General features: G+C 38.3%; 18 protein-coding genes. All 18 read left to right on the top strand.

Annotated features, from left to right (window positions below; translation table 11 throughout):
• Positions 1-4: 4 nt before the first annotated feature.
• Positions 5-337 (top strand): putative DNA-binding protein, encoded by a 333-nt coding sequence (locus V7127_RS06505; protein ID WP_335346980.1) that lies wholly within the window; start codon positions 5-7, stop codon positions 335-337.
• 11 nt (positions 338-348) lie between these two features.
• Positions 349-1,701, top strand: a complete 1,353-nt coding sequence (gene ffh / locus V7127_RS06500; RefSeq protein ID WP_335484389.1) for a signal recognition particle protein — start codon at positions 349-351, stop codon at positions 1,699-1,701.
• A 108-nt stretch (positions 1,702-1,809) separates the two neighbouring features.
• Positions 1,810-2,082 (top strand): 30S ribosomal protein S16, encoded by a 273-nt coding sequence (gene rpsP, locus V7127_RS06495; RefSeq protein ID WP_335346982.1) that lies wholly within the window; start codon positions 1,810-1,812, stop codon positions 2,080-2,082.
• 11 nt (positions 2,083-2,093) lie between these two features.
• Positions 2,094-2,324, top strand: a complete 231-nt coding sequence (locus V7127_RS06490) for a KH domain-containing protein (protein ID WP_066289126.1) — start codon at positions 2,094-2,096, stop codon at positions 2,322-2,324.
• 173 nt (positions 2,325-2,497) lie between these two features.
• Positions 2,498-2,884, top strand: coding sequence for a YlqD family protein (locus tag V7127_RS06485; RefSeq protein ID WP_335484388.1), 387 nt, complete (start codon positions 2,498-2,500; stop codon positions 2,882-2,884).
• A 12-nt stretch (positions 2,885-2,896) separates the two neighbouring features.
• Positions 2,897-3,412 (top strand): ribosome maturation factor RimM, encoded by a 516-nt coding sequence (rimM, locus tag V7127_RS06480; protein WP_335484386.1) that lies wholly within the window; start codon positions 2,897-2,899, stop codon positions 3,410-3,412.
• Positions 3,412-4,152 carry a tRNA (guanosine(37)-N1)-methyltransferase TrmD gene (gene trmD, locus V7127_RS06475; RefSeq protein WP_335346985.1) on the top strand — a complete coding sequence of 247 codons (741 nt, stop codon included), beginning with the start codon at positions 3,412-3,414 and terminating at the stop codon, positions 4,150-4,152. The genes rimM and trmD overlap by 1 nt, the downstream gene beginning before the upstream one ends.
• A gap of 142 nt (positions 4,153-4,294) precedes the next feature.
• The gene (gene rplS / locus V7127_RS06470) at positions 4,295-4,639 is read left to right on the top strand and encodes a 50S ribosomal protein L19 (RefSeq protein WP_335346994.1); all 345 of its coding nucleotides are present in this window, start codon (positions 4,295-4,297) and stop codon (positions 4,637-4,639) included.
• Between the two features lie 199 nt (positions 4,640-4,838).
• Positions 4,839-5,390 carry a signal peptidase I gene (lepB, locus tag V7127_RS06465; protein ID WP_335346986.1) on the top strand — a complete coding sequence of 184 codons (552 nt, stop codon included), beginning with the start codon at positions 4,839-4,841 and terminating at the stop codon, positions 5,388-5,390.
• Positions 5,391-5,422: 32 nt separating this feature from the next.
• Complete coding sequence (gene ylqF / locus V7127_RS06460) at positions 5,423-6,301, top strand: ribosome biogenesis GTPase YlqF (RefSeq protein WP_335484383.1); 879 nt, start codon at positions 5,423-5,425, stop codon at positions 6,299-6,301.
• A 101-nt stretch (positions 6,302-6,402) separates the two neighbouring features.
• On the top strand, positions 6,403-7,182 hold the full coding sequence (locus V7127_RS06455) for a ribonuclease HII (RefSeq protein ID WP_335484381.1): 780 nt from the start codon (positions 6,403-6,405) through the stop codon (positions 7,180-7,182).
• 12 nt (positions 7,183-7,194) lie between these two features.
• Positions 7,195-8,508 (top strand): hypothetical protein, encoded by a 1,314-nt coding sequence (locus tag V7127_RS06450; RefSeq protein WP_335484379.1) that lies wholly within the window; start codon positions 7,195-7,197, stop codon positions 8,506-8,508.
• Positions 8,505-8,795, top strand: a complete 291-nt coding sequence (locus tag V7127_RS06445) for an EscU/YscU/HrcU family type III secretion system export apparatus switch protein (RefSeq protein WP_335484377.1) — start codon at positions 8,505-8,507, stop codon at positions 8,793-8,795. The genes V7127_RS06450 and V7127_RS06445 overlap by 4 nt, the downstream gene beginning before the upstream one ends.
• A gap of 99 nt (positions 8,796-8,894) precedes the next feature.
• A complete protein-coding gene (sucC, locus tag V7127_RS06440; protein ID WP_335346991.1) occupies positions 8,895-10,055 on the top strand; it encodes an ADP-forming succinate--CoA ligase subunit beta in 1,161 nt (386 codons plus the stop codon).
• 71 nt (positions 10,056-10,126) lie between these two features.
• Positions 10,127-11,029 carry a succinate--CoA ligase subunit alpha gene (gene sucD / locus V7127_RS06435; RefSeq protein WP_335484375.1) on the top strand — a complete coding sequence of 301 codons (903 nt, stop codon included), beginning with the start codon at positions 10,127-10,129 and terminating at the stop codon, positions 11,027-11,029.
• Positions 11,030-11,123: 94 nt separating this feature from the next.
• A complete protein-coding gene (dprA, locus tag V7127_RS06430) occupies positions 11,124-11,996 on the top strand; it encodes a DNA-processing protein DprA (protein ID WP_335484373.1) in 873 nt (290 codons plus the stop codon).
• Between the two features lie 275 nt (positions 11,997-12,271).
• Positions 12,272-14,347 (top strand): type I DNA topoisomerase, encoded by a 2,076-nt coding sequence (topA, locus tag V7127_RS06425; RefSeq protein WP_335484371.1) that lies wholly within the window; start codon positions 12,272-12,274, stop codon positions 14,345-14,347.
• A gap of 173 nt (positions 14,348-14,520) precedes the next feature.
• On the top strand, positions 14,521-15,834 hold the full coding sequence (gene trmFO / locus V7127_RS06420) for an FADH(2)-oxidizing methylenetetrahydrofolate--tRNA-(uracil(54)-C(5))-methyltransferase TrmFO (protein ID WP_335484369.1): 1,314 nt from the start codon (positions 14,521-14,523) through the stop codon (positions 15,832-15,834).
• Positions 15,835-15,853: the final 19 nt, after the last annotated feature.

The raw sequence follows: 15,853 nt of genomic DNA, 5'->3' as shown, positions 1-15,853 counted from the left end.
AGGGATGTTAGAAAAGACAACGAGAATGAATTATCTTTATGATTTTTATCAATCGTTGTTGACTCCTAAGCAACGAAGCTATATGTCCCTTTATTACCTGGATGATTTTTCGCTTGGAGAGATTGCAGAGGAGTATGATGTCAGTCGTCAAGCAGTTTACGACAATATTAAACGCACCGAAGCAATGCTTGAAGAGTATGAAGAAAAGCTGTTATTATTTCAAAAATTTCAAGAGCGAAGTAAGCTGATTGCAAGCATGAAGGACATTCTTAAAGAAAATCCCGAGTTTCAAAAGGTAATGGATTCAATGATTGCTGAGCTTGAGAAATTAGATTAGGAGGCGGCAACATGGCATTTGAAGGATTAGCCGACCGACTGCAGAATACAATCCAGAAGATCCGCGGCAAAGGGAAAGTAAATGAAGCGGATGTAAAAGAAATGATGCGAGATGTTCGTCTTGCATTATTAGAAGCAGACGTTAACTTTAAGGTCGTCAAAGAGTTTGTCAAAAAAGTTAGTGAACGGGCTGTCGGCCAGGAAGTGTTAAAGAGCTTAACACCAGGGCAGCAGGTTGTTAAAGTCGTTAAAGAAGAATTGACTCAGTTAATGGGTGGCGAGCAAAGCAAAATTGCTGTCTCTAACCGTCCGCCGACTGTCATTATGATGGTTGGTTTACAAGGGGCAGGTAAAACAACTACAACTGGTAAGCTTGCGAACTTGCTTCGTAAGAAGTACAACCGAAACCCATTGCTAGTTGCAGCTGATATTTATCGTCCGGCTGCTATCAAGCAGCTCGAAACTCTTGGGAAACAGCTAAGTATGCCTGTTTTTTCATTAGGAGACAAGGTGAGCCCTGTCGAAATAGCTAAGCAAGCCATTGCAAAGGCAAAGGAAGATCATAATGATTATGTCTTGATTGACACGGCGGGACGATTACATGTTGATGAAGCGTTGATGGATGAGCTAAAGCAAATTAAAGAGTTGTCTAAACCAGATGAGATCTTCCTAGTCGTTGATGCAATGACAGGTCAAGACGCTGTTAATGTTGCGCAAAGCTTTAATGAGCTGCTTGGATTAACTGGTGTCGTGCTGACAAAGCTTGATGGTGATACTCGTGGAGGAGCTGCTCTATCTATTCGCTCCGTCACGAATACTCCTATTAAATTTGTCGGTTTAGGTGAGAAATTGGATGCGCTTGAGCCATTCCATCCTGAAAGAATGGCATCAAGAATTTTAGGCATGGGTGATGTTCTTACTCTTATTGAAAAAGCCCAGGCGAACGTTGATGAAGAAAAAGCGAAAGAAATGCAGCAAAAAATGCGCACAGCTTCCTTAACGTTTGATGACTTTTTAGAGCAGTTAAGCCAGGTTCGCAGTATGGGGCCATTGGATGAATTGCTGAAAATGCTTCCCGGAGCCAGCAAAATGAAAGGCTTAGACAAGCTTCAAGTTGATGAAAAGCAAATTTCACAGGTTGAAGCCATTATTAGATCGATGACAAAGGATGAGAAAATTCATCCAGAAACGATTAATGCAAGCCGTCGGAAGCGAATTGCAAAGGGAAGCGGCACAACTGTACCTGAAGTAAACCGTTTGCTGAAGCAATTTGAAGATATGAAGAAAATGATGAAGCAAATGTCAGGAATGCAGCAAAAAGGGAAGAAAAAGGGCGGATTTAAACTTCCATTTAATCCTTTTTAATCAAAATGAAACTTTTTCTTATGCTGTAAAGAAAAAACCCTTTACAAACTTATTGAATATCTGATAATATACTATCTTGTGTGAAACTATTCGGAGGTGCTTTAAATTATGGCAGTAAAAATTCGTTTAAAACGTATGGGAGCAAAGAAATCTCCTTTCTATCGTATCGTTGTAGCTGATTCTCGTTCACCACGTGATGGACGTTTCATTGAAACAGTAGGAACTTACAATCCAGTTACTGAGCCAGCTATCGTTGATATTAATGAAGAGCTTGCTCTTAAATGGCTTCAAACTGGTGCAAAACCATCTGACACTGTTCGTAACTTATTCTCTAAGCAAGGCATTATGGAGAAATTCCATAACGCTAAAAACGGCAAGTAATTTCTAATAAGATGAAAGAGCTTATCGAAACGATTGTTAAGCCCCTTGTTGATTTTCCGGACGAAGTGCATGTGAATGTACTTGAAGAAGACAACCGCGTAACCTATCAGCTTTCTGTCAACAAGAATGACATGGGGAAAGTAATTGGGAAGCAAGGGCGCGTTGCGAAAGCAATACGAACTGTTGTTTATGCAGCAGGATCATCACAGCAGAAAAAGGTTTTTCTAGAAATCAGTGAATAATGCTTCTCTAAGCGCTATAACTGAAACATACGAAAGTATTGGCAGATTTTATGCCATGCTTAATTAGCAAAAAGGAGGGGTCCCTTTAGGTCCCCTCCTTTTTGCCAATTACATGATTCTTCAGTCACTTATTCAGAACTAATGCACGATTAAAGCCTTAGGAGGCATTAAAGATGAAAATCATTCAATCTGTCGTGGTTAAACAAGTTCTTACCGAAAATAGTAAAAGTGAACTATTAAATAAATATCACTCTAACAAGCTGCAGCTCCAAAAAGAATGCGATCAGCTTCGATTCGAGATGAAAAAACAAGAAAAGTCTAAAAAATTCAATGCAGCCAATTTAAAGAAGCAATTTGAGAAAGAAATTCAAACGCGCAAGGAAAAGATTAAGCTTCTCGATTTTCAAATTGAACAATTACATATACTACCACTAGGAAGCGAACTTAAAGAAAAAGAAGTCAATGCCATTATTGATATTGAAATTGGAGATCGCTGGGAAGATATTCAAAGCGGAAAAACAATCATTATTAAAGACGGAATCGTTCAGGACATACGTTAGAGGTGAAGGCAATTGGAAAAATGGTTTAATGTTGGAAAAATAGTGAACACCCATGGCATTAGAGGAGAAGTGAGAATCATTTCAAAGACTGATTTTGCAGATGAAAGATATAAGTCTGGGAATCGATTATTTTTATTTATGCCTCAATCTAAGAGCCCTCTTGAATTAACCGTTAAAACGCATCGAACACATAAAAACTTCGATTTAGTTACATTTGATGGCTACAACAATATTAATCAAGTTGAAAACATGAAAGGTGGAATTTTAAAGGTTCCAGAGAGCCAGCTTGGTGCTTTAGATGAGGATGAATTTTATTACCATGAAATTATCGGCTGCATCGTAACCACGATAGATGGCGAAGAAATTGGGAAAATCAGTGAAGTTCTCTCGCCAGGAGCAAATGATGTATGGGTAATAAAAGGCAAAGGCGGCAAGGAAGTTCTAATTCCATATATTGAATCGGTTGTAAAAGAGGTTAATGTGAATGCAAAGATGGTCATAATTGATCCAATTGAAGGACTGCTATAATGATGAAAATCGATGTTCTAACACTTTTTCCCGAAATGTTTAATGGAGTCTTTGGCCATTCTATTTTAAAAAAGGCAGCAGAAAATAATGCTGTTGAATATAATGTCGTTAACTTTAGGGAGTATGCTGATAATAAGCATCAAACCGTAGATGACTATCCTTATGGCGGCGGTGCAGGAATGGTGTTAAAGCCACAGCCGATTTTTGATGCTGTTGCAGATTTACGTGAGAAAGGCAAATCCAATCCAAGAGTCATCCTTCTCTGTCCGCAAGGGGAAAGATACACTCAGAAAAAAGCAGAAGAGCTCGCAGGGTTGGATCATCTTATTTTTGTTTGCGGCCATTACGAAGGTTATGATGAGAGGATTCGTGAGCATGTGGTGACGGATGAAATATCCATCGGTGATTTTGTCCTAACTGGTGGGGAACTCGGAGCTATGGTAGTTATTGACAGTGTAGTTCGTCTCCTTCCTGGTGTCCTTGGAAATGAGGAATCCCACCGCAAGGATTCTTTTAGTACAGGCCTTCTTGAGCATCCGCATTATACCCGGCCTGCTGACTTCAGAGGAATGAAAGTGCCAGATATTCTAATTTCAGGCAATCATCGCTTAATAGATGAATGGAGAACGAAGGAATCATTAAGAAGAACATTCACTCGCAGACCAGATTTATTAGAACATATTCATTTAACTGATGTGCAAAAAAAATGGCTGGAAGAAATAAAAAATGAACAGAAATAACATTGAAGTTGGACCTTATTTATGATAGAATACTCTTTGTGACTTAGGCTGGACTATTTCAGTTTTTTGTCCTATAAAGATGTTCCGCTGCAATGTAGAAGAAAAGATGTGCATGAGCGTCTGTTGGAAGGAGTTGAAAACGATGCATAAATTAATCGAAGAAATCACAAAAGAACAACTTCGTTCGGATGTTCCTGCGTTCCGTCCTGGTGATACTGTACGTGTACACGTAAGTATTGTTGAGGGAACTCGTGAGCGTATTCAGGTTTACGAAGGAGTCGTGATTAAGCGTCGTGGTGGTGGAATTAGCGAAACTTTCACAGTTCGTAAGATCTCTTACGGTGTAGGCGTAGAGCGTACATTCCCTGTTCACACACCAAAGATTGCGAAGCTTGAAGTTCTTCGCCGCGGTAAAGTACGCCGTGCGAAACTTTACTACCTACGTAACCTACGTGGTAAAAAAGCTCGTATTAAAGAAATCCGATAATCTAAGAAAAAGGAAGGAGCTTGTAATTACAAGCTCCTTTTTCTTAGCTTATAATATTACATAATTGTTAAATAATAATGACATAAGTTCCAAAGTGTGAATGTTGACGAGGATTTTTGTACAATAAAAACGCGGGTACAAAAGTGCCCTCAGTTGATAGGACATGCTATTGATTTTTACTGAGATTGGTGGGGAAATAATGACAAAGAAGAAAAATGAATTATGGGAATGGTCTAAAGCGTTAGTAATTGCAGTTTTATTAGCGGCAATTATTCGATACTTTTTATTCGCTCCTATAGTGGTAGATGGATTATCAATGATGCCAACCTTGCATGATCAAGATCGGATGATTGTAAATAAATTTAGCTATAAGGTTGGAAAGCCAGACCGTTTTGATATTATTGTTTTTCATGCACCGGAAAATAAAGACTACATTAAGAGGGTAATTGGGCTGCCGGGAGATCGCATTGAATACAAGGATGATGTTCTTTATGTTAACGGAAAACCGTATAATGAACCTTATTTAGATGAGTATAAGCAACAAATCATTGACGGACCACTAACAGAACCATTCACGCTTCAAGAAAAGATTGGCCAAGAGACGGTTCCAGAAGGCCATCTGTTTGTTATGGGAGATAACCGTAGATACAGCAAGGACAGCCGTCATATTGGGACAGTGCCAATGGAAAAGGTATTAGGCAATACAGGTATTATTTATTGGCCAATAGAAGACATTCGAATTGTAAAATAATCTGCAATTCAATTTTGAAAGAGGTATAAGTTATGACGATTCAATGGTTTCCGGGACATATGGCAAAAGCCCGCAGACAAGTTACAGAAAAACTAAAGCTAGTCGATATTATTTTTGAATTGGTAGATGCCAGAATCCCATACTCTTCTCGTAATCCGATGATTGATGAGATTATTCAGCATAAGCCGCGGATTGTCCTTTTAAACAAGGCTGATATGGCCGACAAAGAAGTGACAAAGCAATGGATCAAACATTTTCAGGCCGAAGGAACGAGAGCACTTGCCATTAATTCGCAGGCAGGACAAGGCATGAAGGAAATCGTGGCCGCCTCTCAAGATATTCTGAAAGAAAAATTTGACCGAATGAAGGCAAAAGGGGTAAAACCGAGGGCTATTCGCGCCATGATTGTAGGGATCCCTAATGCTGGAAAATCAACTTTAATTAATAGGCTGGCGAAAAAGAATATTGCAAAAACTGGCAACACACCAGGAGTTACTAAGGCCCAGCAGTGGATAAAGGTCGGGAAGGAATTAGAGCTCTTAGATACACCAGGTATTCTATGGCCTAAATTCGAAGATCAAAAAGTCGGTTTAAAGCTCGCTCTTACAGGAGCCATTAAGGATACGATATTAAACTTACAGGATATTGCTATTTATGCTTTAAGATTTCTCGAGCAGAAATACCCTGATCGGCTGAAGGATCGTTATAAGCTAAATGAGATTCCCGAAGATATTGTAGAATTATTTAATGAAATAGGAAAACTTCGAGGCTGCTTAATGGCTGGCGGAGAAATTGACTATGATAAAGTAACTGAACTCGTTATAAGGGAGTTTCGAACCGAAAAGTGGGGATATATTTCCTTAGAGGAGCCTAAAGACTTGGCAGCAGAACAAACGGAAGAAAATGAATAAAAATTCCATAAATAACTCACGGCCCTTCCTTTAATAGAGAGGGCTTTAATATTTTCTGAAAAAGGCCGATACATAGATTATGGAAATAAAGGGGAATCAACATGGAGAAACTAAACATACGAGAGATCGAGAGCCGGCTTGCAAATGAAAAGGATCTTCATAGCTCATTTGTGAAAATGCTCGAAAAGGATGAACGAAAAGGTGTACAACAGCTATTAAAAAAATGGCATAACAAAAAAGATAAAGAAGTTAAAGCCTATGAAAAATATGTTCAAATGACATACTATGAAAAAAAATATCGATCTGAAGGCTTTGTTCATATTGCTGGGGTTGACGAGGTAGGTCGAGGTCCTTTGGCTGGTCCTGTTATTGCGGCTGCCGTTATTTTACCGCCTGATTTCTTTTTGCCTGGGCTTGATGATTCTAAGAAGCTATCAGAACAAAAACGGATTGAATATTATGAGAATATTATAGAATCGGCATTAGACTATCATGTGGGAATGATTAATTCGGAAGAAATTGACCGGATTAATATTTATGAAGCTTCGAAAAAAGCTATGCATTCAGCTATTTCAGGTTTGAAGGTTAAACCTGATTTTCTTCTTATAGATGCTGTTAAACTAAGTACACCGTATCCAGAGGAAGCAATTATTAAGGGTGACGGCAAAAGTATATCAATTGCAGCTGCCTCCATTATTGCCAAAGTGACTCGTGACCGATTAATGGTTGATTTAGGAAGGGAATATCCCGTTTACGGCTTTTCTACAAATATGGGATACGGGACAAAAGAACATTTATCAGCCATTCAAATGTTTGGTATCACTCCTCATCACCGAAAAAGCTTTGCGCCAGTAAAGAATTATATAGGTCAAGAGAAATAAGAAGGTGAAAATTTGCAGCCTCTAAATTTTGTTCAAACCCTATTAAATCAGAATCAATTAAGTGACAATCTTGCATTAACTTTAAGGACAGGGCAAATCGTTAGCGGTAAGGTCATGAAGTTATTTCCGAATCAGATTGCTGAGGTTTTAGTTGGGGCTAATAAAGTAATCGCCCAGCTCGAAGTTCCATTATCGGTTCATGAGCGACATTGGTTTCAAGTACAGTCAGGTGAAGGGAAAGTGCACCTGAGAGTGCTGGAGGCAAATAGCGGCAATGGTAATGCTTCTGCTAATGGGAATATATTAAAAGAACTTGCACTCCCAAATTCAAAAGAGAATACTGCCTTACTGGAATTCTTTCAAAATAAACAACTCCCAATAACGAAAGAAACGATGCATATAGCGGCTGACTGGCTAAAAGACAAAACATTGCTGGACGGATTGAAGATTATTGATGCAGTTTTGTCTAAGCAGTTGCCCTTTACAAAAAATGTGTTAAATTCCTTATACACAATCCAAGAGGATGAACCCATTTCCACATTGTTAGACAAACTTCAATCTCTATTAAAAAAAGGCGAGTTATCCGATGCTTCCAAACGGCTGAGCTTAATTCTCGATCAGCTTCGTTTATCTGAAAGCAAAACCACGTCTTCATTATTTCAAAACAACGAGGCGTCACATACACAATTCATAAAGGATGAATTAAAGACCGCTATTAAAACGATAGGATTTTCATACGAAAATGAAATGATAAAGCTAATAAAAGACAATGAGCCATTCAATATTAATAAATTGGAGACTCTCAAACCGATTCTAATGCATCTATTAAGTGAGGAAGCAGCTGGTCCCGTTCAAAATGCTGCCGAGAAACTATTAAACAAAATAACAGGGTATCAGGTACTCTCGCAGGAGGCTGGTCCCATCCAGCAATTAATCTTTCAAATACCATTGACCTTTTTGGATAAAAGGACAGATTTGACGATGCAATGGAGCGGAAGAAAAACCGAAAATGGTCAGATAGATTCTAATTTTTGCCGAGTTTTATTTTATTTAAATCTTGAAAATTTAAAGGAAACAATTGTCGATTTACATGTTCAAAATAGGGTCATTTCAATTTCCGTAGTAAATGATCGTGAAGATTTAAAAAACCTGGCTCATAGGTATATCCCGTATTTAAAGGAAAGATTACAAGACATTAAATATCACCTTTCCACTATTCATTTTGAAAAACCAATAGATAAAAAGAGCAATCATATTGAAAAGAAAAAAAACTTATCCGGCTTAAAGCTGCCAAATCAATATAACGGGGTTGATTTTCGGATATGAGAAAACAAAATAATGTGCATCGTAAAGAAGCTGTAGCATTGACTTACGATAAGAATGGTGTGGATGCGCCATATGTTTCCGCGAAGGGAAAAGGATTAATAGCAGAAAGTATACTTGCAAAAGCGAGTGAGCATGATATACCTGTCCAAGAAGACCCATCTTTGTTAGAACTTTTAGGAAAGCTTAATATTAACGAGCAAATTCCTGAGGAATTATATGAAGCAGTTGCTGAGGTTTTTGCATTTATCTATAAAGCTGATAAAGAGGCGGGAAAAAATAAAATTTAATAAAGATAATATTTTGTTAATAATGGTGGACAAGGAATGTGTCATTATATAAAATGGTATCGCAGTCTATTTTACGATTGACCAAATAGGAGGATGGAAATGAATATACATGAGTACCAAGGGAAAGAGGTCCTCAGACAATATGGGGTATCAGTTCCAAATGGGATCGTTGCTTTTACAGTTGAAGAAGCAGTGGAAGCCGCAAAGAAATTAGGCACAGAGGTTTGTGTAGTTAAAGCACAAATTCATGCAGGGGGACGCGGTAAAGCTGGCGGTGTAAAAGTCGCAAAAAATATAGATGAAGTTCGTACATATGCAAATGAAATTTTAGGGAAAACACTTGTTACTCATCAAACGGGTCCAGAGGGTAAAGAAGTTAAGCGCCTGCTTATTGAAGAAGGCTGTGACATAAAGAAAGAATACTATATTGGTTTAGTTTTAGACCGTGCAACTTCACGCGTTGTATTAATGGCTTCTGAAGAAGGCGGAACTGAAATCGAAGAAGTTGCTGAAAAAACACCAGAAAAAATCTTCAAAGAAGAAATTGATCCGGTTATCGGTTTAACAGCTTTCCAAGCTCGCCGTATTGCCTTTAACATCAATATTCCGAAAGAGCTTGTTAACCAAGCGGTTAAATTCATGATGGGGTTATATACAGCTTATATTGAAAAGGATTGTTCTATTGCTGAAATTAACCCATTAGTTGTTACTGGTGATGGAAAGGTAATGGCATTAGATGCAAAATTAAACTTTGACAGCAATGCGATTTACCGTCAAAAAGATATTTTAGAATATCGTGATCTTGATGAAGAGGATCCAAAGGAAATCGAAGCATCTAAATACGATCTAAGCTATATTTCATTAGATGGAAATATCGGCTGTATGGTAAACGGTGCTGGATTAGCAATGGCAACGATGGATATCATTAAGCATTATGGCGGAGATCCTGCTAACTTCCTTGATGTTGGCGGCGGTGCTACAGCAGAAAAGGTAACGGAAGCATTTAAAATCATCCTTTCTGATAAGAATGTTAAAGGTATTTTTGTTAATATCTTTGGCGGAATAATGAAATGTGATGTAATCGCAACAGGTGTAGTAGAGGCTGCAAAACAAGTAGGTTTACAAGTGCCTTTAGTTGTTCGCTTAGAAGGTACGAATGTGGATTTAGGTAAGAAAATTCTTGCTGAGTCTGACATTGATATTGTTGCAGCTGACTCTATGGCTGACGGCGCACAAAAAATCGTTTCATTAGTAGGGTAATGACCTAAACCATCTGAAAGCTATTAAGCTTTAAACAGCGGTGTACCTGAAAACCAGAAAGGGGAATAATCGTGAGTGTATTTATTAACAAAGATACAAAAGTTATAGTGCAAGGAATTACAGGTTCTACAGCACTATTCCATACAAAACAAATGTTAGAATACGGTACAAAAATTGTCGGAGGAACATCACCTGGTAAAGGCGGTTCTGAAGTAGAAGGTGTACCAGTATTTAATACTGTTCAAGAAGCTGTTAAAGCTACTGGTGCAACGGCTTCAGTTATCTATGTTCCTGCTCCATTTGCTGCAGATGCAATCCTAGAAGCTGTTGACGCTGAGCTTGACCTTGCTATTTGTATAACAGAGCATATTCCTGTACTGGATATGGTGAAGGTTAAACGCTATATGGAAGGCAAGAATACTCGTCTAGTTGGTCCTAACTGTCCTGGAGTTATTACTGCTGATGAGTGCAAAATTGGAATTATGCCAGGCTACATCCATAAAAAAGGTCATGTTGGCGTTGTTTCACGTTCTGGAACATTAACATATGAAGCTGTTCATCAGTTAACTCAAGCAGGTATCGGTCAAACGACCGCGGTTGGTATTGGCGGAGACCCTGTTAACGGAACAAACTTCATCGATGTTCTGAAAGCTTTTAACGAAGACCCAGAAACTTATGCGGTTATCATGATCGGTGAAATCGGCGGAACAGCCGAAGAAGAAGCTGCAGAGTGGGTTAAAGCGAATATGACGAAACCTGTTGTCGGCTTTATTGGCGGACGTACTGCACCTCCAGGAAAGCGTATGGGACATGCTGGTGCAATCATTTCAGGCGGAAAAGGAACAGCTGACGAAAAGATCCGCGTCATGAATGAATGTGGAATTGAAGTTGCTGAGACCCCATCTGTAATGGGTGAAACATTAATTAAAGTCCTTAAAGAAAAAGGGCTTTATGAGAAGTGTAAAACACATTAACCCGCTAATGAAAATTAGCTAAAACTTCATGCAGACCCCCCTTTTTTAGGGGGGCTATTCTGCATGAGCAATATTTATGATTAGGAGGCTTCCAATGGACGATTTTAAATTAAGATTAATTCATTTACACCACTGCAGGGGAATAGGCTGGAAAACCATATTAAATATTTTAAAGGCTGATCCAGAGCTTAAGCGGCTTTACAACCTTTCTCTCCATGATCTTTTTCTCCAGAATACAAACACCACTACTGCTTCTGCCATTCTTCATGATCTTCATTCCGATTTTATCCTTCAGCAAATTAGCCAGTATCAATCAAATGGAATTAGCATGATTACAATATTTGATGTTGAATACCCAGAATTATTAAAGGAAATTTATCAGCCCCCTTGGGTCCTCTATGGGAAAGGCGATCTATCATTACTGAAAAATCATTTGCATTTAGCAGTTGTTGGCTCAAGGCAGTATAATGACTATGGGGAAGATGCTATTCAAAGGTTCTTTCCTAAATTAATTGAAAATGAAATTGTGATTGTAAGCGGACTGGCAGCGGGAATTGATAAGATAGCCCACGAAACTGCCATTCATTTAAAGGGAAAAACAATCGGTGTCATTGCGGGAGGATTGTACAACATTTATCCCCAGGAGAATAGAGAACTTTCTATTAAAATGATGAAAAACCAATTAATCCTTTCAGAGTATCCGCCTATTACGAAGCCAATGAAATGGCAATTCCCTATGAGGAACAGAATCATTAGCGGGATTTGCAAAGGTACATTTATTGTACAAGCTAAGAGTAAGAGCGGCTCATTAATTACGGCTAACTATGCTGTTCAGGAGGGAAGGGAAGTCTTTGCCCTTCCAGGAAATATCTTTAGTCCATATTCAGCTGGCACGAACGAGCTAATTCAACAAGGGGCAAAGCTTGTCAAATCTTCTGAAGATATAATAGAAGAATTAGTTTATTAAACAAATATGTATTTTTTGTTTGAAATTGTTGTATAATTCTAAAAAAAGAATATTTACTTTTATTAGAATAGAAATATTGAATTATTTTTTCTGATTTTATTCAAAAGGCTTGAATTTACTTCGGAACTGTTATACATTGTGCAACAGACGTTCGAAATTAGAAATGAAAAATTCCATAATAAATCGTTNNGGATAATAATGTTTGACAAAGATGAAACTGTTGTACAATAATAATTGATATTTCTTTTAAAATCACCTCTTAAGGAGGACTATTGATGTCTGAGTTTTTAGTAATCGTTGAGTCGCCGGCAAAGGCGAAAACGATTGAGCGTTATCTTGGAAAAAAATATAAAGTTAGAGCATCCATGGGACATGTTAGAGATCTTCCGAAAAGTCAGATGGGTGTTGACATAGAAAATCAGTACGAGCCGAAATACATTACAATACGCGGAAAAGGCCCTGTATTGAAGGAGTTAAAAACAGCAGCAAAAAAAGCAAAGAAAATTTATCTCGCAGCTGACCCCGACCGTGAGGGAGAGGCTATTGCCTGGCACTTGGCACACAGCCTTAATATGGATATTTCATCTGATTGCCGAGTTGTCTTTAATGAAATAACGAAGGATGCGATTAAAGAATCGTTTAAACATCCAAGACCTATTAATATGGATCTCGTTGATTCCCAGCAAGCGCGACGGCTGCTTGACAGGCTCGTTGGATATAATATTAGCCCTTTATTATGGAAAAAAGTAAAAAAGGGCTTAAGTGCCGGCAGAGTACAATCTGTAGCAGTTCGTTTAATTATTGACAGGGAAAAAGAAATTAAAGCTTTTGAACCTGAGGAGTATTGGTCCATTGAAGGTGATTTCCTAAAAGGAAAAGACAGCTTTGAAGCATCTTTCTATGGAATAGGAACTGATAGGCTAGAATTAAAATCAAATGATGATGTCCAGCTTGTATTAAGCAAGATGAAAGGGAACAAATTTAAAGTAACATCAGTTACAAAAAAAGAACGTAAAAGGAATCCTGCTGCTCCATTTACTACTTCGTCACTTCAGCAGGAAGCAGCAAGAAAATTAAATTTCCGGGCGAAAAAAACAATGATGCTTGCCCAGCAGCTTTATGAAGGAATCGACCTTGGCAAAGAGGGAACAGTCGGGTTAATTACGTATATGAGAACGGATTCTACTCGAATTTCAGAGGTTGCTCAAGGAGAGGCTTCCCAATTTATCGAAGAAGCTTATGGCAAGGATTTTCTGCAGGTTGATAAAAAGAAAGAGAAAAAGAAATCGAATACGCAAGATGCACATGAGGCAATTCGACCGACAAGTGTAACGAAAGAGCCAGCTAGTTTAAAAGAATTTCTCTCAAGAGATCAGCTGCGATTGTACAGGTTAATTTGGGAGCGATTTGTGGCAAGTCAGATGGCTTCAGCCGTTATGGATACGATGAGTGTAGACTTAATGAATGGCGATGTTATTTTTAGAGCTACGGGATCTAAGGTGAAATTCCCTGGGTTTATGAAAGTGTATGTAGAAGGCACTGATGATCAGGCTGAGGAAAAAGATAAAATGCTTCCTGATCTTAAAGAGGGTGATGAGGTCATTAAAAAGGATATTGATCCGAAACAGCATTTCACGCAGCCTCCGCCAAGGTATACTGAAGCACGATTAGTAAAAACACTTGAAGAGCGTGGGATTGGACGCCCTTCCACATTTGCGCCTACTCTGGATACCATTCAAAAGCGCGGATATGTAGCGTTAGATAATAAGCGATTTATCCCAACTGAGCTTGGAGAAATTGTTCATGAGTTAATGTTTGAATTTTTTCCGAATATTCTAGATGTTGAATTTACCGCAAAGATGGAAAAAGATCTGGATTATATTGAAGAAGGAAAGGTAAATTGGATAGAAATTATCAATAATTTTTACGTTAATTTTGAAAAACATCTAGAAATAGCAGAAAAAGAAATGCAAGAGATCGAAATTAAGGATGAGCCTGCAGGAGAAGATTGTGAACAATGTGGAAACCCAATGGTCTTTAAAATGGGTCGCTACGGAAAATTTATGGCTTGCAGCAATTTCCCTGATTGCAGAAATACAAAACCAATTGTTAAAGAGATTGGCGTTACATGTCCGAAGTGTAAAGAAGGAAATATTATAGAGAGAAAAAGTAAAAAACGGCGAATTTTTTATGGCTGTGACCGTTTCCCTGAATGTGACTTTATTTCTTGGGATAAGCCTTTACCGCGCAGCTGTCCAAAATGCGAGAATCTTCTTATAGAAAAGAAGCTGAAAAAAGGTGTTCAAGTTCAATGCATCGAATGTGATTACAAGGAAGAGAAGCAAGGTTAAGGGTGGGCTATTGGCTCACTCTTTTCTTATGGGGACTGAAATCTTCCTCATTTTAGGATATTTAGGGAATGATAATAGAAAAAATCATAAATCTGTGTATTGTTTAATTGCAAAATGATATCGATTAGGTGTAAAGTAAGATAGCTATGTTTTTGAAACGTGGAGGTCAGAAAATGAAGGATAAAACAGTAAATGTTATAGGTGCTGGGTTAGCTGGAAGTGAAGCTGCATGGCAACTTGCTAATAGAGGGATTCATGTTAGGCTTTATGAGATGAGACCTGTGAAGCAAACACCTGCTCATCACACAGATAAATTCGCGGAACTCGTATGCAGCAATTCGCTTCGTGCAAATACGCTTACGAATGCGGTAGGAGTTCTAAAAGAAGAGATGCGAAAATTAAATTCAATTATTATTGAGTCAGCTGATGCTAGTGCTGTGCCTGCTGGCGGGGCATTGGCTGTTGATCGCCATGACTTTGCGGCACGAGTAACGGATAAAGTGAAAAATCATCCCAATGTGACTGTCATTCAAGAAGAAGTTACTAATATTCCTGATGGTACTACTATCATCTCTACAGGACCATTAACAAGCGAATCATTATCTTTGAAGCTTAAGGAATTGTCAGGTGAGGAATACTTATATTTCTATGATGCGGCAGCACCAATTATTGAAAAAGAATCGATTAATATGGATAAGGTTTACCTTAAATCACGCTATGACAAAGGAGAAGCCGCCTATTTAAACTGCCCGATGACAGAGGAAGAATTCAATAAATTTTACGAAGCCTTAATTAGCGCTGAAACCGTTCCATTAAAAGAATTCGAAAAAGAAATCTTTTTTGAAGGGTGTATGCCAATTGAGGTTATGGCAAACAGAGGAAAGAAAACAATGCTTTTTGGTCCGATGAAACCAGTTGGTTTAGAGGATCCAAAAACGGGAAAAAGACCATATGCAGTAGTTCAGCTTCGTCAAGATGATGCAGCAGGAACACTATATAATATTGTTGGGTTTCAAACTCACTTAAAATGGGGTCCGCAAAAAGAGGTTATTCAATTAATACCGGGATTAGAAAATGCTGAAATTATCCGCTATGGGGTTATGCATCGTAATACTTTTATTAACTCCCCGAAGGTATTGAAGCCCACGTATCAATTCATTAACAGAGAAGATTTATTTTTTGCAGGACAAATGACTGGTGTTGAAGGCTATGTTGAATCTGCTGCGAGCGGATTGGTAGCAGGAATAAATGCAGCCAGATTGCTTAATGGTGAGGATCTTGTAGAATTTCCGCATGAAACGGTCATTGGAAGTATGGCAAGATATATCACATCAGCTAACGAGAAAAGCTTTCAGCCAATGAATGCTAACTTTGGGTTGCTGCCTGAACTTCCTGTTAAAATTAGAGGAAAAAAAGAACGTAACGAACAGCATGCAAACCGAGCGTTAGAAACAATTCAGAACTTTGCGAAAAGTAAGGGAATTTAATTGCAAGGGCTTCTAAAAT

The organism is Bacillus sp. JJ1773 (assembly GCF_036962035.1).
GTDB lineage: Bacteria > Bacillota > Bacilli > Bacillales > Cytobacillaceae > Cytobacillus.
Note: the sequence above shows the minus strand (reverse complement) of the source record. Positions and strands in the feature narration are given on the sequence as shown.

Coding starts and splice junctions, on each gene's coding strand:
- trmFO (WP_335484369.1), top strand. CDS start 14,521: ATGAAGGATAAAACAGTAAATGTTATAGGTGCTGGGTTAGCTGGAAGT.
- V7127_RS06455 (WP_335484381.1), top strand. CDS start 6,403: ATGGAGAAACTAAACATACGAGAGATCGAGAGCCGGCTTGCAAATGAA.
- lepB (WP_335346986.1), top strand. CDS start 4,839: ATGACAAAGAAGAAAAATGAATTATGGGAATGGTCTAAAGCGTTAGTA.
- V7127_RS06505 (WP_335346980.1), top strand. CDS start 5: ATGTTAGAAAAGACAACGAGAATGAATTATCTTTATGATTTTTATCAA.
- trmD (WP_335346985.1), top strand. CDS start 3,412: ATGATGAAAATCGATGTTCTAACACTTTTTCCCGAAATGTTTAATGGA.
- ylqF (WP_335484383.1), top strand. CDS start 5,423: ATGACGATTCAATGGTTTCCGGGACATATGGCAAAAGCCCGCAGACAA.
- V7127_RS06490 (WP_066289126.1), top strand. CDS start 2,094: ATGAAAGAGCTTATCGAAACGATTGTTAAGCCCCTTGTTGATTTTCCG.
- dprA (WP_335484373.1), top strand. CDS start 11,124: ATGGACGATTTTAAATTAAGATTAATTCATTTACACCACTGCAGGGGA.
- V7127_RS06485 (WP_335484388.1), top strand. CDS start 2,498: ATGAAAATCATTCAATCTGTCGTGGTTAAACAAGTTCTTACCGAAAAT.
- sucC (WP_335346991.1), top strand. CDS start 8,895: ATGAATATACATGAGTACCAAGGGAAAGAGGTCCTCAGACAATATGGG.
- topA (WP_335484371.1), top strand. CDS start 12,272: ATGTCTGAGTTTTTAGTAATCGTTGAGTCGCCGGCAAAGGCGAAAACG.
- ffh (WP_335484389.1), top strand. CDS start 349: ATGGCATTTGAAGGATTAGCCGACCGACTGCAGAATACAATCCAGAAG.
- rplS (WP_335346994.1), top strand. CDS start 4,295: ATGCATAAATTAATCGAAGAAATCACAAAAGAACAACTTCGTTCGGAT.
- V7127_RS06445 (WP_335484377.1), top strand. CDS start 8,505: ATGAGAAAACAAAATAATGTGCATCGTAAAGAAGCTGTAGCATTGACT.
- rpsP (WP_335346982.1), top strand. CDS start 1,810: ATGGCAGTAAAAATTCGTTTAAAACGTATGGGAGCAAAGAAATCTCCT.